18 protein-coding genes are annotated in these 17,976 nt (G+C 66.1%); 13 read left to right on the top strand and 5 right to left on the bottom strand.

From position 1 onward, the window contains the following. Positions 1 to 165: 165 nt before the first annotated feature. Positions 166 to 1,806 carry an alkaline phosphatase family protein gene (locus ATO6_RS02705; protein WP_088622392.1) on the top strand — a complete coding sequence of 547 codons (1,641 nt, stop codon included), beginning with the start codon at positions 166 to 168 and terminating at the stop codon, positions 1,804 to 1,806. On the opposite strand, the gene ATO6_RS02700 is transcribed toward ATO6_RS02705, so the two are convergent. Continuing rightward, positions 1,794 to 2,588, bottom strand: coding sequence for an SDR family oxidoreductase (locus tag ATO6_RS02700; protein ID WP_088622391.1), 795 nt, complete (start codon positions 2,586 to 2,588; stop codon positions 1,794 to 1,796). The genes ATO6_RS02705 and ATO6_RS02700 overlap by 13 nt on opposite strands. 156 nt (positions 2,589 to 2,744) lie before the next feature. Between ATO6_RS02700 and ATO6_RS02695 the strand changes: the two genes are divergently transcribed. Next, complete coding sequence (locus tag ATO6_RS02695; RefSeq protein ID WP_088622390.1) at positions 2,745 to 3,608, top strand: alpha/beta fold hydrolase; 864 nt, start codon at positions 2,745 to 2,747, stop codon at positions 3,606 to 3,608. A 9-nt stretch (positions 3,609 to 3,617) separates the two neighbouring features. Here ATO6_RS02695 and ATO6_RS02690 read toward each other — a convergent pair whose 3' ends face one another. Then, the gene (locus tag ATO6_RS02690) at positions 3,618 to 5,468 is read right to left on the bottom strand and encodes a sigma-54-dependent Fis family transcriptional regulator (RefSeq protein WP_088622389.1); all 1,851 of its coding nucleotides are present in this window, start codon (positions 5,466 to 5,468) and stop codon (positions 3,618 to 3,620) included. Between the two features lie 229 nt (positions 5,469 to 5,697). On the opposite strand from ATO6_RS02690, the gene ATO6_RS02685 reads away from it, so the two are divergent. The 7 genes from ATO6_RS02685 (at position 5,698) to ATO6_RS02655 (ending at position 11,121) form a co-directional block, all read left to right on the top strand. Beyond that, entirely contained in the window at positions 5,698 to 7,065 is a 1,368-nt protein-coding gene (locus tag ATO6_RS02685) for a CmpA/NrtA family ABC transporter substrate-binding protein (protein WP_088622388.1), read from the top strand. A 3-nt stretch (positions 7,066 to 7,068) separates the two neighbouring features. Next, positions 7,069 to 7,899, top strand: coding sequence for a nitrate ABC transporter permease (gene ntrB / locus ATO6_RS02680; protein ID WP_088622387.1), 831 nt, complete (start codon positions 7,069 to 7,071; stop codon positions 7,897 to 7,899). A gap of 10 nt (positions 7,900 to 7,909) precedes the next feature. Then, positions 7,910 to 8,821: an ABC transporter ATP-binding protein gene (locus ATO6_RS02675; protein WP_088622386.1), complete on the top strand. Its 912-nt coding sequence runs from the start codon at positions 7,910 to 7,912 to the stop codon at positions 8,819 to 8,821. Positions 8,822 to 8,860: 39 nt separating this feature from the next. Then, positions 8,861 to 9,331, top strand: coding sequence for a cyanase (gene cynS, locus ATO6_RS02670; RefSeq protein WP_254919050.1), 471 nt, complete (start codon positions 8,861 to 8,863; stop codon positions 9,329 to 9,331). A 50-nt stretch (positions 9,332 to 9,381) separates the two neighbouring features. Beyond that, positions 9,382 to 9,840, top strand: a complete 459-nt coding sequence (locus tag ATO6_RS02665; RefSeq protein ID WP_088622385.1) for a nuclear transport factor 2 family protein — start codon at positions 9,382 to 9,384, stop codon at positions 9,838 to 9,840. Between the two features lie 85 nt (positions 9,841 to 9,925). After that, complete coding sequence (locus ATO6_RS02660) at positions 9,926 to 10,588, top strand: TetR/AcrR family transcriptional regulator (RefSeq protein WP_088622384.1); 663 nt, start codon at positions 9,926 to 9,928, stop codon at positions 10,586 to 10,588. Positions 10,589 to 10,650: 62 nt separating this feature from the next. Then, positions 10,651 to 11,121, top strand: coding sequence for a RidA family protein (locus tag ATO6_RS02655; RefSeq protein WP_088622383.1), 471 nt, complete (start codon positions 10,651 to 10,653; stop codon positions 11,119 to 11,121). Here the strand turns inward: ATO6_RS02655 and ATO6_RS02650 are convergent. After that, the gene (locus tag ATO6_RS02650) at positions 11,118 to 12,350 is read right to left on the bottom strand and encodes an amidase (RefSeq protein WP_088622382.1); all 1,233 of its coding nucleotides are present in this window, start codon (positions 12,348 to 12,350) and stop codon (positions 11,118 to 11,120) included. The genes ATO6_RS02655 and ATO6_RS02650 overlap by 4 nt on opposite strands. Before the next feature lie 264 nt (positions 12,351 to 12,614). Here ATO6_RS02650 and dctP point away from each other — a divergent pair, with 264 nt between their 5' ends. The 3 genes from dctP to ATO6_RS02635 are packed head-to-tail and all read left to right on the top strand — an operon-like array spanning position 12,615 to position 15,447. Continuing rightward, positions 12,615 to 13,607: a TRAP transporter substrate-binding protein DctP gene (gene dctP / locus ATO6_RS02645; protein WP_088622381.1), complete on the top strand. Its 993-nt coding sequence runs from the start codon at positions 12,615 to 12,617 to the stop codon at positions 13,605 to 13,607. Then, a complete protein-coding gene (locus ATO6_RS02640) occupies positions 13,604 to 14,146 on the top strand; it encodes a TRAP transporter small permease (protein WP_088622380.1) in 543 nt (180 codons plus the stop codon). The genes dctP and ATO6_RS02640 overlap by 4 nt, the downstream gene beginning before the upstream one ends. Continuing rightward, positions 14,143 to 15,447: a TRAP transporter large permease subunit gene (locus ATO6_RS02635; protein WP_217898962.1), complete on the top strand. Its 1,305-nt coding sequence runs from the start codon at positions 14,143 to 14,145 to the stop codon at positions 15,445 to 15,447. Before ATO6_RS02640 ends, ATO6_RS02635 begins: the two co-directional genes overlap by 4 nt. Positions 15,448 to 15,451: 4 nt before the next feature. On the opposite strand, the gene ATO6_RS02630 is transcribed toward ATO6_RS02635, so the two are convergent. Continuing rightward, the gene (locus tag ATO6_RS02630) at positions 15,452 to 16,228 is read right to left on the bottom strand and encodes an enoyl-CoA hydratase (protein ID WP_088622379.1); all 777 of its coding nucleotides are present in this window, start codon (positions 16,226 to 16,228) and stop codon (positions 15,452 to 15,454) included. Positions 16,229 to 16,289: 61 nt separating this feature from the next. Further along, positions 16,290 to 17,141, bottom strand: coding sequence for a bifunctional DNA-formamidopyrimidine glycosylase/DNA-(apurinic or apyrimidinic site) lyase (gene mutM / locus ATO6_RS02625; RefSeq protein WP_088623378.1), 852 nt, complete (start codon positions 17,139 to 17,141; stop codon positions 16,290 to 16,292). Positions 17,142 to 17,230: 89 nt separating this feature from the next. Here mutM and ubiE point away from each other — a divergent pair, with 89 nt between their 5' ends. Then, entirely contained in the window at positions 17,231 to 17,974 is a 744-nt protein-coding gene (gene ubiE, locus ATO6_RS02620) for a bifunctional demethylmenaquinone methyltransferase/2-methoxy-6-polyprenyl-1,4-benzoquinol methylase UbiE (RefSeq protein WP_088622378.1), read from the top strand. Positions 17,975 to 17,976: the final 2 nt, after the last annotated feature.

Raw genomic sequence — 17,976 nt, 5'->3', positions numbered from 1 at the left:
AGCGCCAGCCCGTGGGGACGGGCCGGCGCTTGCCCGGCGGCTTCGCCTTGGTTCCGGGCTGGGGTGAGAGGATCGATTGATGCACCATCATGGCGCTTGTCGGGCGGGTCTGGACCCCGTCGCCTCGCCGCCTATGCTGACCGCCGGGAATAAAGGGAGAGCCAGATGAACATCCTGTTCATCATGTATGACCAGCTGAGATGGGACTACCTGTCCTGCGCCGGTCATCCGAAACTCAGGACACCGAACTTCGACCGGGTCGCCGGAATGGGCGTCCGCTTCACCCGCGCCTACGTCCAGTCGCCGGTCTGCGGGTCCAGCCGGATGTCGTTCTACACTGGCCGCTACGCCTCCTCCCACGGGGCGCAGTGGAACGGCTTTCCCCTGCGGGTCGGAGAGCAGACACTCGGCGATCACCTGCGCAAGATCGGCATGGGCTGCTACCTGATCGGCAAGACCCACATGGTGGCCGATGCCGAGGGGATGGAGCGCCTGGGCCTCGCCCCCGACACCACCATCGGCGCGCGGCAGAGCGAATGCGGCTTCGATGCCGTGGTCCGCGACGACGGGCTCTGGGGCGAGGGGCCGGACGGCTTCTACGACCGCAAGCGCAGCCCCTATAACGAGTATCTCAAGGCCAAGGGCTACGAGGCCGCGAACCCCTGGCACGACAACGCCAACGCCGGGGCCTCCGAAGGCGAGATCGCGTCGGGCTGGTTCTTTCAGAACGCCGACCTGCCCGCCAACATCCGCGAGGAGGACAGCGAGACGCCCTGGCTGACCGATCGCGCGCTGGAGTTCATGGAGACCGCCGAGGGCCCGTGGTGCGCACATGTCAGCTATATCAAGCCGCACTGGCCCTACATCGTCCCCGCGCCCTATCACGACATGTTCGGCCCGGACGACGTGCCGCCCGCCGTGCGCTCCGACCTCGAACGGCAGGATCCGCACCCGGTCTATGGCGCCTACATGGGCAACATGATCGCCAGTGCCTTTTCGCGCGACGAGGTGCGGGACAAGGTGATCCCGGCCTACATGGGGCTGATCAAGCAATGCGACGACCAGCTTGGCCGCATCCTCGACCGGCTGGAGGAGACGGGTGCGATCCGGGACACGATGATCGTGCTGACCTCGGATCACGGCGATTACCTGGGCGATCACTGGCTAGGCGAAAAGGACATGTTCCACGAGCCGTCGGTGAAGATCCCCCTGATCGTCTACGATCCGCGCGCCGAGGCCGACGCGACGCGCAGCACCACCTGCGACGCGCTGGTGGAGTCCATCGACCTGGCCGCGACCTTCATCGAGGCGGCGGGCGGCGAGGTGCCGGGGCATATCGTCGAGGGGCGGTCGCTGCAGCCGTTTCTGCAGGGGACAGAGCCTGAAAACTGGCGCGAGGTGGCGATCAGCGAATACGATTACTCGGTCACGCCGATGCGCGCAAAACTGGGGATCACGTCCGATGACGCGCGGATGTTCATGTGTTTCGACGGGCGGTGGAAGCTGATCCATTTCGAGGGCGGTTTTCGGCCCATGCTGTTCGATCTGCAGACCGACCCCGACGAATTCCACGACCGGGGTGCGGACCCCGAGTGTGCCGACGAGATCGCGCGGCTGTATCGTCATCTGCACGCTTGGTCCCTGCGCAACGCGCAGCGGGTCACGCGGTCCGAGGCCGACCTGAACAAGATGCGGGGCCGCGCGCTGCGGGTGGGGATCATGCCGTTCCTTTGGGACGGCAGCGAGGTGCCGGAGGACGCGACCTCGAAATTCCGGGGGCCGGCGGGGCGGATCTACACGGAATAGAGCCTGTTCTGGAACTTCGCCATGCCCGCGATCCAGCGGTCGTAATCGGCGGTCTTGCGCTGCATGTAGTCCGCAACCTGCGGATGCGGCAGGATCACGAAACGCCCCTCGGCCACGCCATCCAGCGCCGCCGCGGCGCAGTCGGCGGCCGAGATCAGCCCGTCGCCCGCCTGTGGCCCGTTGCGCCCGTCGCCGCCCATGCCGTCCAGCATCGGCGTGTCCACGCCCTGCGGACAGAGGATCGAAACCCGTATTCCGGCGGAATAGTGACTGATGGCGAGGTTCTCGGCGAAGCCGACGGCGGCGTGCTTGGTGGTGCCGTAGATCGCGCTGCCGATCTGGTTCAGCAGGCCCGCCGCGCTGACCGTGTGCAGGAACCGTCCGCCGCCCCGCGCGATCATCTGTGGCACGAGGTTCGCGGCAGCGTGGACATGGGCCATGACGTTGACCTCCCACGCCCGCTGCCATTCGGCGGGGTCCGCCCCGGCGGCGTTGGTGAAGGTGGTGTCCACGCCCGTCGCGATCCCGGCATTCGAACACATCAGGTCAATCGGGCCATGCGCCGCCTCGGCCGCCGCGATCAATGCGGCGATGGCATCGCGGCTTCGGACGTCCGTGGGCACCGCGATACCGCCGATTTCGTCCGCCACTTTCTTGGCGCCATCGGCATTCAGATCCGCGACGGCGACCTTGGCCCCTTCGGCGGCCAGCGCGCGTGCCAATGCCGCGCCGATGCCGGATGCCCCGCCGGTGACGATTGTGGACTGGTCCTGAAACCGCATCTTTCGTGCCTCCCTCTGTTGGCGGCAGAGATTAGAGATCGGGCAGCCGGTGGCCAGCGGAAACCGTCTGCCGACCGAAAGCGGCAAACGGCATACCATCCTGTTGCCAACCGACCGGCAGGCAAGTAATTTCGCTGCAACGCGAAAGGAACGCCGATGCTGAGCCACGATTTTGACGACGACATCGTCGACATCCCGACCCTGCCCCAGTGGATCCACGATCTGGAGGCCCGGTCCGAACAGCGCGTCACGGGCGACGCGACGCGGATGCACTGGCACATCTGGGGCGAGGGCAGGCCGCTGGCGCTGTTCCACGGCGGACACGGGTCATGGATGCACTGGGTCCGCAACGTCGATGCGCTGGTCGATGCCGGATACCGGGTGATGGCGGCGGACCTGCCGAACTTCGGCCAGTCGGATTCGCTCGAGACGGAGGATCTGGAAGATTTCGCCCGGATCGTCGCCGCCGCACTGGCCGAGCTGGCGCCGGGAGAACCGGTGCGCATGGCGGGCTTTTCCTTTGGCAGCGTGATCGGTGCAATCACCGCGAAGCATGTGGAGGCCGGTGTCGAGCGGCTGGCCATGCTGGGCTCGCCCCTGTTGGGCGACCGGCACGGGGTGAACGACAGGCTGGCCAAGTGGCGGGGGATGCCCATTCCTGAACACCGGGCGGCGGCGCATGCGCAGAACGTCGGGCTGCTGATGCTGACCGGACCGGACAGCGTGACGGACGAGGCGGTGGCGATCCAGATGGCCCATGCGGAACTGGCGCGCGGGCGGAACAAGGGCCTGTTCTCCTCGCTCGACGTGCCGGGCGATCTGCAGCGGATGGAGGCCGAGCTGACGGTGATCTACGGCAGCCGCGATGCGCTGACCTGGCGCTACCTCGACCAGCGGCGCGAGAATGTCGCCGCGTGGAAGCCGGGGGCAGAGTTCCACGTCATTCCCGAGGTCGGCCACTGGGTGCAGTATCAGGCGGCGGACGAGGTCAATGCGATCCTCACCCGCCGGATGGCCTGACGGGCGCGGTCAGTCCCGCGCCCACTGGTCGCGGGTGATGCCCAGCTTCTGTATCCGGGAATAGAGCGTCGTCTGGCGCAGCCCCAGCAGTTCCGCCGCCCCGCCGGGCCCCGCGACCCGGCCTTCGGTCTGCCGGAGGCAGGCGATCAGGTTCTCGGTCTCGACCGCGCGCATTTCCTGCTCGGTCAGGATGCGCGGGCCGGATCTGGGCGCGACCGGCAGCGACGCCTCCAGCCCCTCGATCCGCAGCTTGTCGCCGGTCGACACGATCAGCGCCCGTTCGATGACGTTCTCCAGCTCGCGCACGTTGCCCGGCCAGTGATAGCTTTCCAGCTGACGGATCGCGCCGGTCGTGATCGTCGGTTCCGCCCGCTTGGTGCGGCGGCAGGCCAGCGACAGGAAGTGCGAGGCGAGCAGGGGGATGTCCTCGGCCCGGTCGCGCAACGGGGTCAGCGCGATCGGAAAGACGTTGAGGAAGAAGTACAGGTCCTCGCGGAACCGGCCCGCCTGAACCTCGCGCGACAGGTCGCGGGTGGTGCAGGCGATGATGCGGACGCTGATCCGCCGCTCGCGGTCGTCACCGACGCGGACGACGGTCTGGTCCCTCAGCGCGTCCAGCAGACGGCCCTGAAAGTCCAGCGGCAGGTCCGAGGCCTCCTCCAGAAACAGCGTCCCGCCATGGGCCAGTTCCAGCCGCCCGGCCTTGTCTGAGCCGCGCCCGTTCCGGCGGACCTGCCCGAAGAGCTCGCTGTCGATATGGTCGGGCAGCGCGGCGCAGTTCACGCGGATCATGGAGCGCCGCCGCCGGTCCGATGCCTTGTGCACGGCTGCCGCGATCAGCGACTTGCCGGTGCCGCTTTCGCCGGTGATCAGCACGTTCGCCTCGGTCGGCGCGACGAGGTCCACCTGCTTGAGCGTGCGCTGGATCGCCGGGGCCTGCCCGACCACGTCGTAATAGGAGCGGGCCGAACTGATCTCTTCCTGCAGGTAGGCGTTTTCCTGTTCCAGCCGGTCGCGCAGCGCATCGACCTCGGCCATCGCGTCATGCAGGCGGCGTTCGTTCTCTTTCCGCTCGGTGATGTCGCGAAAGATCACCACGGCCCCGGCCAGCACCTGGCCGTCGTAGATCGGGGTCGAAACGTATTCGACCTGGATCGGGCGGCCGTCCTTGCGCCAGAAGACCTCGTCCTCGACCCGGCTGACGCGTTCGTTGCGGAAGGAGTGGTAGATCGGGCAGTCGCGGTGATCGTAGGGGTCGCCGTTCAGGTGCCGGTGGTGGATGATCGCATGGGTGTCGTGGCCCAGCAGATCCTCGGCGGACCAGCCCAGCATCTCCTGCGCGGCGCGGTTGACGAAGGTGGTCTGGCCGTCGGCATTGATCCCGTAGATACCCTCGCCCGCCGCATCGAGGATCAGCTGGTTCTGCCGTTCCAGCTCGGAAAAGAAGGTCTGGGTGCGCTTCCATTCCAGCAGGCCCGAGCGGTGCAGGTTACCCGCCTCGGTGATGTCCTGCCGCGCCTGCATCTCGTCCAGCGAGATCAGCGCGATCAGCAGGCGGGGGCCATCGGGCGCGTCGTGGAAGGTGCCCGCCAGTTCGCAGGGATCGTTCCGGCCGCCGGGCAGCCGCAGCCGGAAGGCGCGGGTCCAGTAGCGGCCGAAGTGCTGGACGCCATCGGCAAAGACCACGAGGTCGCCGGGATCGCCGTCGAGGCATGCGAGGAAGCTGTCGCCAGCAAGCGGACGGTCCATCAGGCGTTCGGCGTCAGGGTTGGCGGCGACGATCCGGTCTGTCGAGGGATCGACGGACACGGCGGGCCAGGGCCAGAGGGCGAGGATCGAATCGGTGGGCAGGTCCTTCATGACCCCAGTCTACCGCAGCGCAGCATTCATGTTACGAAAAATCGTGAAACACGAAATATCGTAATTACGGACCGCGATGCCTGTTTGCTTAGCATTTGAAAATAAATGATTTTTCCTAACCGGTGTCATCCCAGAAAACTGTGACCCTGCCGCCGCCCCTCCGCTAGCCTGATTGCATGACACACGGTCGGCCAAGACTGATCGGGCACCAACACGGGAGACGTAATCAATGAAGAGTCTGGGGAACCCCTTCGATCACAACTCGGATCTGCGTCACGGCGCAGGGTGCAGCTGCGCCAGCTGCAGCACCTCGGCGGGCACGGCCGCGTCGCCGGACACCTCGGACGGGATGCTGGAGCGCGCGGTCGAAAGCGCCGTCGTCCGGTCCATGTTCGGCGGCAACGATCTGAGCCGCCGCTCCTTCATGGGGCTGGTCGGTGGTGGCACCTTCGCCGCCGCGCTCTCTTCCGTCTTCCCGATCGAAAAGGCCAAGGCCGCGATCCTCGACGAACTGGGCACGCCCGAGAAGACCGACCTGAACATCGGCTTCGTGCCGATCACCTGCGCCACGCCGATCATCATGGCGCAGCCGATGGGGTTCTATGAAAAGCACGGGCTGAACGCGCAGGTCATCAAGACCGCAGGCTGGGCCGTGGCGCGGGACAAGTCGCTGGCCGGTGAATACGACGCCAGCCACATGCTGACCCCGATGCCGCTGGCGATGACGCTCGGCGCGGGCTCCACCGCCACGCCCTACATCATGCCGGCCGTCGAGAACATCAACGGACAGGCGATCGTTCTGCACAACGATCACAAGGACAAGCGCGACCCCAAGCAGTGGAAGGGCTTCACCTTCGGCGTGCCGTTCGAATACTCGATGCACAACTTCCTGCTGCGCTACTACGTGGCCGAGCATGGTCTGGACCCGGATGTCGACATCCAGATCCGCGTCGTGCCGCCGCCGGAGATGGTCGCCAACCTCAGCGCCGGCAACCTCGACGGCTACCTCTCGCCCGACCCGTTCAACCAGCGCGCGGTCTGGGAGGGCATCGGCTTCATCCACACGCTGACCAAGGACATCTGGGAAGGCCATCCCTGCTGCGCCTTCGCCGCGCCGCTGTCCTTCGCGACCGAACTGCCGAACACCTACGGCGCGCTGCTCAAGTCGATCATCGACGCGACGCAATACGCCCGGAACCCGGAAAACCGCAAGGAAATCTCGGCCGCGATCGCGCCCACGAACTACCTCAACCAGCCGGTCCCGGTGATCGAGCAGGTGCTGACCGGCACCTATGCCGACGGTCTGGGCGAGGTGAAGCAGGTGCCTGACCGGATCGACTTCGATCCGTTCCCCTGGCACTCGATGGGCGTGTGGATCCTGACCCAGATGAAACGCTGGGGCTATATCGAGAACGAAATCGACTACAAGGCGGTGGCCGAACAGGTCTACCTCGCCGCGGACTGCAAGAAGATCATGAACGATCTCGGCTACGACGCGCCCGAGGTCACGTACAAGTCGCACACGATCATGGGCAAGACCTTCGATCCCGCCGATCCCGTGGGATACGTGAAGAGCTTTGCCATCGGCAAAGGCTGACCCATGACGCTCAGTCTCAACCAGAAGGCGGCCATCCTTTCGATCGTGCTGCTGGCTGTCGGTCTCCTCGCGTGGGAGGCCGCCATCCCGGCACAGAAAACGCTGGAGGAGATGACCGAATACGAACGCCTGACCGGCGGCGGCGCGCAGAAGGCCGGGGTGCCGCCCCCCAGCCAGGTGCTGGGCAAGGCGTGGGAACAGTTGTCGAACCCGTTCTACGATGCCGGTCCGAACGACAAGGGGATCGGGATCCAGATCGGCTATTCGATCTACCGGGTGCTGACCGGCTACGCGCTGGCCGCGCTGGTGGCGCTGCCGCTCGGCTTCCTGATCGGGATGTCGCCGGTGGCCTACAAGGCGCTCAACCCGTTCATCCAGGTGCTGCGCCCGATCTCGCCGCTGGCGTGGATGCCGCTGGCGCTGTTCATCATCCAGGACAGCGAGGCATCGGCGATTTTCGTCATCTTCATCTGTTCGATCTGGCCCATGCTGATCAACACCGCCTTCGGCGTCGCCGGGGTGCGGTCGGACTGGGTCAATGTCGCCCGGACGCATGAACTGGGGGCGTTGAAGACCGCGTTCACCGTGATCCTGCCCGCCGCTGCGCCGACGATCATCACGGGGATGCGGATTTCCATCGGGATCGCGTGGCTGGTCATCGTCGCGGCCGAGATGCTCGTCGGTGGGACCGGCATCGGCTACTACGTTTGGAACGAGTGGAACAACCTCGACCTGACCTCCGTCATCTTCTCGATCCTCATGATCGGCGTCGTCGGCATGCTGCTGGATTCGGCCTTCGGGGCGCTCCAGCGGGCCGTGGCCTACGCGGAATAGGAGCCAAGCGATGTCCAAACCGTTTCTCAGCGTCGAAAGCCTGACCCAGAAGTTCCCGGACGGGAAGGGTGGGACTATGACGGTCTTCGAGGATGCCACGTTCGGTGTCGAGAAGGGCGAATTCGTCTGCATCCTGGGCCACTCAGGCTGTGGCAAGTCGACGATCATGAACATCCTCGCCGGTCTGGCCGAGCCCACGTCGGGGGTGGTCAAGATGGACGGGTTCGAGGTCTCGGGCCCCAGTCTGGACCGGGGCGTCGTGTTCCAGAACTATTCGCTGCTGCCGTGGCTGTCGGCCCTGCGCAACGTGATGTTCGGGGTCAAGGCGCGCAATCCCGGCTGGTCCAGGGCCAAGGTCACCGAGCATTCCGAGAAATACCTCGCGATGGTCGGGCTGGAGGGGGACGCCATCCACCGCAAGCCCGCGCAGCTGTCTGGCGGTATGCGGCAGCGTGTTTCCATCGCGCGGGCCTTTGCCAACCACCCCAAGCTGCTGCTGCTGGACGAACCCTTCGGTGCTCTGGACGCGCTGACACGGGGCACGATCCAGGATGAGCTGCTGAAGATCTGGAGCGGAACGCAGCAGACGGTGTTCATGATCACTCATGACATCGACGAAGCGATCCTGCTGGCCGACCGCATCCTGCTGATGACCAACGGCCCGCACGCCCGCGTTGCGGAAAGCGTCGAGATTACGATCCCGCGCCCGCGCAACCGGACCGAGATCGTCGAGCACCCGAACTACTACGCGATCCGCAACCATCTGGTGCAGTTCCTCGGCCGCCGGTCGAAGGAACTGTCGGGTCGCCCGTCGAACGGCGAGGCGCAGACGCCCGAGACCGTCCGGATCGACATGACGGAGTCCGCCCCCACCGGGGGCGGAGGCGAGGAGAACCCGCGGCTGCGTGCCGTGACCAACTGAAGGCCAGCGGCCCCTGCCGCGACATTCGAGGAAAGACCCATGAAAGACAGTTTCGAGGTGCCCCAGATGATGACCAAAGAGGACGTCACCATGATGATCCTGTCGGCCAAGAAGCAGGCCGGCATGAAGTGGGAGGAGATCGCGGAAAAGATCGGCATGTCGCCCGTCTGGACCCATTCGGCCTGCATGGGCATGAACGCCATGCCGCAGGACAAGGCCGAGACGCTGGTGTCGGTCATGGGCCTGCCGCAGGAGGCCGCGGGTGTGCTGGCCGAAAGCCCGACCAAGGTCTGGGAACAGACCGTGCCGACCGATCCCTGTATCTATCGCCTGTATGAAATCGTCGGCGTCTACGGCCCCACGATCAAGGCGCTGATCCACGAGAAGTTCGGCGACGGCATCATGTCGGCCATCGACTTCGACATGCAGATCACCCGCGTCCCCAACCCCAAGGGCGACCGCGTCAAGATCGAGATGTCGGGCAAGTACCTCGGCTACAACTCCTGGTAGGTCCGGGTCTGCGGGCCGCACCATAACGCGGCCCGTGTCAGGAGTGCGTCATGCGTCCCCCGCTTCCCCCCTTCACCGAAGAAACTGCGCGCCAGAAGGTCCGCATGGCAGAGGACGCGTGGAACACCCGCGATCCCGACCGCGTCGTGCTGGCCTATACCGAGGACACGCGCTGGCGGAACCGGTCGGAGTTCCTGAGCGGACGCGACGCGGTTCACGGCTTTCTGGTGCGGAAATGGATGCGGGAGCAGGACTATCGCCTGATCAAGACGCTCTGGGCATGGAGCGAGGACCGGATCGCGGTGCGGTTCGTGTATGAATGGCACGATGGCGCGGGCAACTGGACACGGTCCCATGGCAACGAGAACTGGCGGTTCACGGTCGAAGGGCTGATGGCCGAACGTCACGCCTCGATCAACGATGTGCCGATCGACGAAGGCGCGCGCCTGTTGCACTGGCCGGAGGGGCCGCGACCGGCGAACATGGCCGTGCCGGACGGGCTTTTCTGATCGCAGGCCCCGAGGTGCCTCCGCCGCCTCATGTTGACGCCGCCCGCGTCCGTCCGCATAAGTTCAAGTAAAAAGTGGACGAGACATGCCCCAGCCGAGCGGTCAGCGGAAACCCGAGACCATTCGCAGCCGCGACCCCGAACGCACGCAGGCCGAGATCCTGTCGGTCGCCGTGCGCGAATTCGCCGAGCACGGATTTCATGGTGCTCGGGTCGAACGCATCGCGAGGTCGGCCAAGTGCAACGCCCGGATGCTCTACCACTACTACGGCAGCAAGGAGCAGCTGTATCTCGCCTCTCTCGACAGCGTCTTCGCCTCGATCCGCAACCGCGAGGCAGAGCTGAACCTGACCGAAGGCGACCCGGCGGCGATGGCGCGAAAGCTGGTGGAGTTCACCTTCGACCATTTCGCGAATAACTCGAATTTCGTGAAGCTTACGCGGAACGAGAACCTTCTAGACGGCAAGTTCATCCGCCGCTCGCACATGATCCGCGACATGTCCCAGCCGTTGATCGCCTCGATCGCGCAGTTGATCGAACGGGGGCATGCGCAGGGGGTGTTTTCCCGCAAGCCTGACGCGCTGAACCTCTACCTGACCATCGTGGCCCTGTCCGGTCATCACCTCAACAATGCCGCGACGCTTGGTGCCGTCTTCGGTCAGGATCTGACCGATCCCGACTGGCTGGCGGTTCGTCGTGCGCACGCAATCGACGTCATCCTGAGCTATCTCGGGGTCCGCGACGGGTGAGCCCTTGACGGCGTGACCGTGTGACCGCATCAAGTAAACATGCTTTTACTTGAGGGGCGCGGATGTCGACTGCCGAACGAAAACTGGCCGAGATGGGCCTGTCCCTGCCACCCGACTGGACGCCTCGCGGCCAGTTCCTGCCATTCCGGCGTGACGGGCAGGTGGTCTATCTGTCCGGACAGATCTGCGAATGGGACGGCGCGGTGACTCATGCCGGTCCCGTCCTCGACACCGCAGATGACGTCGCGCGCGGGCAGGCGGCCGCCCGCATCTGCGCGCTGAACCTGGTCTATCGCCTGCGGCAGGCCTGTGACGGCGATCTCGACCGGGTCGACTGCGTGCTGCGGCTTGGCGGTTTCGTCTGCGCCGGCACCGGGTTCGCCAGCAGCCCGCAGGTCATCAATGGCGCGACCGAGGTCTTCATCGCGCTGTTCGGCGAGGCGGGCTGGCATGCGCGGACGGCGGTTGCCGTGTCGGGTCTGCCCGGCGGAGCGGCGGTCGAAGTCGATGCGATCGTCCGGCTGACGCCCTAGCCGCGGGGTCGCGGGCGGGGCAGGTCCGGCGCCAGCGCCTCGAGCGCGGCGCCGAGGGCCAGCAGCATCCGGTCACCACCGGGGCGGGCCGCCAGCATCACCGACCGCGGCCGGCCCAGGTCGTCCGCCCCCCAGGGCAGGCACAGGAGCGGGCCGCCGAACACGGTCCACGGCGTCAGCCAGTTCTGAAAACCGGTCGTCCCGTCTATAAGCGGCGCGCCGTCCGGCACCGGCAGGGACAGCAGCACGTCGGTGTCCGCATGCCGGTCCCAGAACGCTGACCTGGCCCGGTCAAGCGCGCGGCGCGACTCCGCCGCTTCGGCCGGGGTGATCCGTCGGCCGTCCAGCAGCGCCTCGCGAAACCGGGGTTTGAGCATCGGCAGGCGGTCGGGTTCGGTCAGGTGGGGATGCGCGGCATGCGCTTCGTGGTTCATGACCCTGCGATGATGGGCCACGATGTCATCCACAGGCATCGCATCGGCGGGGGACAGCATGCCGGTCAATCCGCCAAGCGTCAGCTCCGCGTCCTCAAGCGCCGCGAGTGCGCCATCCGAAGGCGCGGCGCCAAGCGGCAGGATGCGGCGGACGCGTAGAGCAGGCAGTCGCGGCTGGTCGTGGGGCTGGCCAGTAGCGGCGGCAAGGCACGCCCCGGCCAGCGCCACTGACCTCGCGATGATCCCGACCGTGTCGAAACTGGGCGCGAGGGGCGTGACGCCCTGCGTGGACACAAGGCCGAAGCTCGGCTTCAGCCCGACCGCCCCGCAGTAGGCGGCGGGGCGGCAGAGCGAGCCGGCTGTCTGGGTGCCGAGCGCCACATCCACGATGCCCGCCCCGACCGCCGCGCCGGATCCGCTGCTCGACCCGCCAGGAGACCGGGCCGTGTCATAGGGATTCCGGCAGTCAGTCGGGTCGGTAAAGGCGAACTCGGTTGTCGTTGTCTTGCCTGCGATCCACGCGCCGGCGTTCCGCAGCGCTGCGACGACGGGGGCGTCCTGCGCAGCCGGGACCGCATCGGCGCAGGCGGCGCTGCCGTTGCGCGTCGGCAGGCCGATGACGTCGATGTTGTCCTTGACCCCGACGCTGACCCCGGCCAGCGGACCGGTTGCCGGTGCCGGTTCGTCATCCGCAAGCGCGACGAATGCGTGAATGTGCCGTTCCCATACCGCCAGTGCGGCCCGGACCCGCTGCCCGTTCGTGTCGTCGGTGTGTCGCACTGGTTGGCCTGTCACCTGTCTCTCCGATTCGTTTCGTGCCCAGCATCAGGAATGCTGTCTGTCCGAATATGTAAAAATACACTTACTTATTTGCGAGGCCTTGTCCCCAGCTCTGCCGTAAATTTGTGCGAAGAACCAGCAGTTTTGCGCAATACCGACAAAGCTTGCACCCATCCTGACATTTGGGCTGGCCTCGTGGCGCGGCGGCTTGGCAGTTATGTAAGTATAAATTTACTTAAATAGCTGTAGCCGGAAACGGCGATCCAACAGGAGAGCAACATGCAAGCACTTGGAACATTTACGCGGGGCCTGGGTGCGCTGCTGATCGGCGGCTTGACCGCAACCGCATCGGTGGCAAGCGACATCCGGGTGCTGTCCAGCTTCGACACCTCGCAGCTGCCGACCTATTCCGTTCTGCAACGCTACATGGACAACGTGGCCGACATCAGCGGCGGCAAGACCACCTTCACCGTGTTCGGCCCCGAAGCGGTGTCGATCTTCGAACAGCTGGAGCCCGTGTCCAACGGTGTGTTCGACGCCCTCTATACCCATCCCGTATTCCACGCCGGCAACGGTGGGCTGGCGCTGGCCGTGGATGCGATCGACGTCGATCCGGTCGCCCGCCGCGCCTCGGGCGTCTGGGACAGCGTCGACACCTATTATCAGGAGACCCACAACCTCAAGATGGTCGCGATGATGTCCGTCTCGATGGCCGGCTATCACCTGTTCACCAAGGAACCGCTGTCCGAGGCGGGCGACCTGGCCGGCCGCAAGGTGCGCGGCACACCCACCTATTTCGGCGTGATCGAGGCGCTTGGCGCCGAACCGGTGGTGCTGCCGGGGTCCGAGATCTATTCGGCCCTGCAGACCGGTATCGTCGACGGAGCCGGGTGGCCGGCCGCCGGAATGATCTCGATGAAGCATTACGAGGTCGCGGCCTATCGCCTGCGCCCGACTTTCGGGGCGGCCACGCAGCCGGTTTTCATCAATCTGGATGTCTGGAACGGTCTGGACGCCGAGGAGCAGGGTTACCTGCTTGAGGCCGGCAAGCTGACCGAACTGGAAATGCCGTGGCTGGGCAACGCCATTCAGGCCGACGAGGATGCCAAGCTGGACGAACTGGGCGTCAAGGTCGAGATGCTGAGCCCCGAGATGGCCACCAAGGTGCAGAACGCCTTTGACGCCGGGATCTGGGCGATCGCCAAGGAAAGCTCGGGCGAGGCGGCGACCGCCCTGCACGAGCAGGCCAAGGCGGCGGGCCTGACGGAATGACGAGGCCCGGTTCCGGGATACCCTTCCCTCGGGGCCGGTTCCGTCTGATCGGTCAGGCCATCCATGGCCTGACCGAGATCGGACTCTGGATCGCGATGACGGGGCTGGCGCTGATCGTGGTGGCCTATAACTACGAGGTCGTCACCCGCTACGCCTTTGGCGCGCCGACCCGGTGGTCGGCCGAGCTGGTCTCTTACCTGCTGCTGATCGTTGCCTTCCTCGCCCTGCCGCGCCTGACGCGCGACGGCGGGCATGTGGCGGTGACGGTGCTGCTGGAACGGCTGCCGCTGCGGGGGCGCGTGCTGGCCGGTCAGGCCATCGCCGTTCTGGGCGCCGTGATCTGCCTCGTCATGGCATGGATCGCGGGCGAGGAGACGCTGCGGCAGGCCAGCCGGGGCGTGCGGATGATGGCGGCGATCCCGGTGCCCAAGGCCGTGATCTCGGTCTGGATCGTATGGGGGCTGGGGCTGTCGGCGGCGCAATTCCTGATGCTGGCCATCGCCGCTCCGGACCCGGCGGCTGAGGTCACGGCACCATGATGTCCGACCCCTCCACACTGCTTGGCGCGGCGCTGCTGGTGCTGGCGCTCTTCATGTCGGGCATGCCGATCTTTCTCGCTTTCCTGTCGATCAACCTGGCGGGCGTTGCGATCCTGCTGGGGCCGAAAGCCTTCGGGATGCTGGCCAATTCGCTGTTTTCGACCACCACCAATGCCCAGCTCACCGCGATCCCGCTGTTCGTCCTGATGGGCGAGATCATGTTCCGCTCCGGCGCCGCGCACCTGCTGTTCGAGGCGGTGGACCGCTTCGTGGGTCGTGTCCGGGGGCGGCAGTACGTGCTGGCCGGCGTGCTTTCGACGATCTTCGGCGCCCTGTCGGGATCCAACATGGCGGTGGCTGCCATGATGGCCCGGTCCATCTATCCGGGCATGGTCCAGCGGGGCTACGACCGGACGCTGTCCATCGGGATGATCCTCGGCGGCGCGAGCCTTGCCCCGATCATCCCGCCGAGCGTGCTGGTCATCATCATCGCGACACTGGCCAATGTCTCGGTGGCCGGGCTTCTGGTGGCGGGGGTGCTGCCGGGGCTGCTGCTTGCCGCGCTGTTCATCGGCTATGCCATGCTGCGGATCGCGCTGAACCCGCGGCTCGCCCCGCCCGCGCTGGCGCCGGATGTGCGCATCTCGGTGCTGAGGGCCGTCATCCATTGCGTCCCCTTCGCCGTCCTGATCGCGCTGGTCGTGGGGCTGATCCTGCTGGGTGTGGCGACGCCGTCCGAAAGCGCCGCGATCGGCGTTTCCGGCGCCGTGGTCATCGCTGCGCTGTTTCGGCAACTGAGCATCGCGCTGATCCTGTCGGCGCTCAGGTCCGCCGCACTGATGACGGCGATGATCCTGATCATCATGGCCTCGTCCACGCTGTTCAGCCAGTTGCTGGCCATCAGCGGGGCCAGCCGGCTGATCACCGCGCTGGTGTCGGGGCTGGACCTTGCGCCGTGGCTGATGATCCTCGCCATGATGGCGATGGTCTTTGCCTTCTGCCTGTTCGTGGACCAGGTGGCGGTGATGATGATCGTGATCCCGATCTACCTGCCGCTGATCAACGTGCTCGGACTGGACCCGCTGTGGTTCTGGCTGCTGATGCTGCTGAACGTGACCGTGGGCGGCATCACACCGCCCTTCGGCTATGCCATGTTCGCGTTTCGCGGTGCGGCGCCCGATGTGGCGATGAGCGACCTCTACCGGGCCTCCATCGCCTTTGTCGGCCTGTTCCTCATGGCCATGCTGATCGTCGCGGCGGTGCCGTCGCTGGCGACATGGTTGCCGGGGTTGCTGCGCTAGGCGGTCACTTGTCCCGGAACTGCGCGGCGCGCTTGGAGGCGAAGGCGTCCATGCCTTCCTTCTGGTCCTCGGTCGCGAAGAGGGAATGGAACACGCGGCGTTCGAACAGCAGGCCCTCGCGCAGCGGCACCTCGAAGGAGCGGTTGACCGCCTCCTTCACCGCCATGACCGAGATCATCGACTTGTCGGCGATCTTGGCCGCGGCGGCCATCGCTTCTTCCATCAGCTTCTTGGCGGGCACGACGCGCGACACGAGGCCAGCGCGCTCGGCCTCGTCGGCATCCATGAAGCGGCCGGTCAGGTTCATGTCCATCGCCTTGGCCTTGCCGACCGCCTGCGTCAGACGCTGCGTGCCGCCCAGACCGGCCATGACGCCGAGGTTGATTTCCGGCTGGCCGAACTTGGCCGTGTCGGCGGCGATGATAAAGTCGCACATCATCGCCAGTTCGCACCCGCCGCCGAGGGCATAGCCCGAGACGGCAGCGATGATCGGCTTGCGGATGCGCATGATGTCATCGGATTCGGCGGCAAACAGATCGCCGGTGAACACGTCGACGAAGCTCTTGGTGGACATCATCTTGATGTCGGCCCCGGCGGCGAAGGCCTTTTCCGAGCCGGTGATGACGATGCAGCGCACCTTGTCGCTGGCCTGCGCGGCCTTCAGCGCGTCGACCAGTTCGCCGAGCAGAACGTCGTTCAGCGCGTTCAGCGCGTCGGGCCGGTTGAGCCGGATCATGCAGATGCTGTCCTCGGTCTCGACGACGATGGTTTCGTAGGCCATTCAGCTCATCCCCTCGCAAGCGTTGGAGGGATTCCCTAGCACGTTGCGCGGGTCGTTCAAGTTATCTTTGGCAGGTCGGACAGTAGAACGAGGACCGGCCCGACTGCACGATCCGGCGGATCGGGGTGCCGCAGCCTTCGGTGCGACAGGGGGCTGTTTCGCGCCCGTAGACGTCGAAATTGTGCTGGAAATAGCCCAGCTCACCGTCCGCCTGCCGGAAGTCGCGCAGGCTGGATCCGCCCGCCGCGATCGCCTCGGTCAAAACGTCGCGGATGATGGGAACCAGCGCGCCGAGCCGGGCGGAGGAGATGCGGCGGCAGGCGCGGGCGGGGGCGATGCGGGCGCGGTAGAGTGCCTCGCAGACGTAGATGTTGCCGAGGCCCGCGACGATGCGCTGGTCCAGAAGCGCGGCCTTGATCGGTGTGGCGCGGTCCGCGAGCGCGGTGGCGAGGTAGCTTTCCGAGAACGCGTTGCCGAGCGGTTCCGGCCCCAGGTGCGCCAGCAGCTTGTGGGCCTCGGCCCCGGCGGTCGGCATCAGGTCCATCGCACCGAAACGGCGGGGATCATTGAAGGTGATCCGCGCGCCCCCCTCCATATCCAGCACGACATGGTCGTGTTTCTCGGGCGCGGGATGGTCATGCACGAAATGCCCAAGCGGGTCGCCCGACACCAGCATCCGCCCCGACATGCCGAGGTGGATCAGCAGCGTCTCGCCCGAGGACAGGTCGGCGAGAATGTATTTCGACCGGCGCCGCAGCCGTTCGACCCGTTTGCCGGTCAGCCGTTCGGCCATACCTTCCGGAAACGGCCAGCGCAGATCGGGCCGGTTCACGGCGGCGCGGGCGATCACGGCGCCCTCCATCACGGGGGCGAGGCCACGGCGGACCGTTTCGACTTCGGGCAGTTCGGGCATCATTCCTCCGGCATCCGGGCGGCCTGCCGCATTGCAGCGGCCCCGGAGCGCCCTATAAGAAGGGTCAGGTTGGACAAAGCGCAAGGCCGATGGACCAGAAAACCACCCATTTCGGATTTCAGGAGATTCCCGAGGACCAGAAGGCCGGGCGCGTGCGCGGGGTCTTTGGCTCGGTCGCGTCGAAATACGACGTGATGAACGACGTCATGAGCCTCGGGATCCACCGTGTCTGGAAGGACGCGATGATGGACTGGCTCGCCCCGCGCCCCGGCCAGCGGCTGCTGGACGTGGCGGGCGGCACCGGCGACATCTCGTTCCGGTTCCTGAAACGCGCGGGGTCGGGGCATGCCACCGTGCTGGACCTGACCGAACCGATGCTGGTCGAAGGCCGCAAGCGGGCCGAGGCCGAGCGGATGGCAGACAGCCTCGACTGGGTGGTCGGCGACGCAATGGCGTTGCCGTTCGAGGACAACACCTTCGACGTCTACACGATCAGCTTCGGCATCCGGAACGTCACCCGCCCGCAGGAGGCGCTGAACGAGGCGTTCCGCGTGCTCAGGCCCGGCGGACGGCTGATGGTGCTGGAGTTCAGCCAGATCCCGAACGAGGGGATGCAGTGGCTCTATGACCGCTACAGCTTCAACATGATCCCCGTGATGGGGCAGGTGATCGCGAACGATCGCGACAGCTATCAGTACCTCGTCGAATCGATCCGGCAGTTCCCGGATCAGGAGACCTTCCTTGGCATGGTGCGGGCTGCAGGGTTCGAGCAGGCCAAGTATCGCAACCTGAGCATGGGCATCGCCTGTCTGCATTCGGGCTGGAAACTGTAAGC

Origin of the sequence: Oceanicola sp. 22II-s10i (assembly GCF_002210105.1) — a bacterium.
GTDB lineage: Bacteria > Pseudomonadota > Alphaproteobacteria > Rhodobacterales > Rhodobacteraceae > Pseudooceanicola.
This window is presented reverse-complemented; position numbering and strand designations above follow the sequence as displayed.

What these genes read in the sequence shown, in the direction of transcription:
- ATO6_RS02705 (WP_088622392.1), top strand. Translation starts at nt 166, where the DNA reads ATGAACATCCTGTTCATCATGTATGACCAGCTGAGATGGGACTACCTG.
- ATO6_RS02700 (WP_088622391.1), bottom strand. Translation starts at nt 2,588, where the DNA reads ATGCGGTTTCAGGACCAGTCCACAATCGTCACCGGCGGGGCATCCGGC.
- ATO6_RS02695 (WP_088622390.1), top strand. Translation starts at nt 2,745, where the DNA reads ATGCTGAGCCACGATTTTGACGACGACATCGTCGACATCCCGACCCTG.
- ATO6_RS02690 (WP_088622389.1), bottom strand. Translation starts at nt 5,468, where the DNA reads ATGAAGGACCTGCCCACCGATTCGATCCTCGCCCTCTGGCCCTGGCCC.
- ATO6_RS02685 (WP_088622388.1), top strand. Translation starts at nt 5,698, where the DNA reads ATGAAGAGTCTGGGGAACCCCTTCGATCACAACTCGGATCTGCGTCAC.
- ntrB (WP_088622387.1), top strand. Translation starts at nt 7,069, where the DNA reads ATGACGCTCAGTCTCAACCAGAAGGCGGCCATCCTTTCGATCGTGCTG.
- ATO6_RS02675 (WP_088622386.1), top strand. Translation starts at nt 7,910, where the DNA reads ATGTCCAAACCGTTTCTCAGCGTCGAAAGCCTGACCCAGAAGTTCCCG.
- cynS (WP_254919050.1), top strand. Translation starts at nt 8,861, where the DNA reads ATGAAAGACAGTTTCGAGGTGCCCCAGATGATGACCAAAGAGGACGTC.
- ATO6_RS02665 (WP_088622385.1), top strand. Translation starts at nt 9,382, where the DNA reads ATGCGTCCCCCGCTTCCCCCCTTCACCGAAGAAACTGCGCGCCAGAAG.
- ATO6_RS02660 (WP_088622384.1), top strand. Translation starts at nt 9,926, where the DNA reads ATGCCCCAGCCGAGCGGTCAGCGGAAACCCGAGACCATTCGCAGCCGC.
- ATO6_RS02655 (WP_088622383.1), top strand. Translation starts at nt 10,651, where the DNA reads ATGTCGACTGCCGAACGAAAACTGGCCGAGATGGGCCTGTCCCTGCCA.
- dctP (WP_088622381.1), top strand. Translation starts at nt 12,615, where the DNA reads ATGCAAGCACTTGGAACATTTACGCGGGGCCTGGGTGCGCTGCTGATC.
- ATO6_RS02640 (WP_088622380.1), top strand. Translation starts at nt 13,604, where the DNA reads ATGACGAGGCCCGGTTCCGGGATACCCTTCCCTCGGGGCCGGTTCCGT.
- ATO6_RS02635 (WP_217898962.1), top strand. Translation starts at nt 14,143, where the DNA reads ATGATGTCCGACCCCTCCACACTGCTTGGCGCGGCGCTGCTGGTGCTG.
- ATO6_RS02630 (WP_088622379.1), bottom strand. Translation starts at nt 16,228, where the DNA reads ATGGCCTACGAAACCATCGTCGTCGAGACCGAGGACAGCATCTGCATG.
- mutM (WP_088623378.1), bottom strand. Translation starts at nt 17,141, where the DNA reads ATGCCCGAACTGCCCGAAGTCGAAACGGTCCGCCGTGGCCTCGCCCCC.
- ubiE (WP_088622378.1), top strand. Translation starts at nt 17,231, where the DNA reads ATGGACCAGAAAACCACCCATTTCGGATTTCAGGAGATTCCCGAGGAC.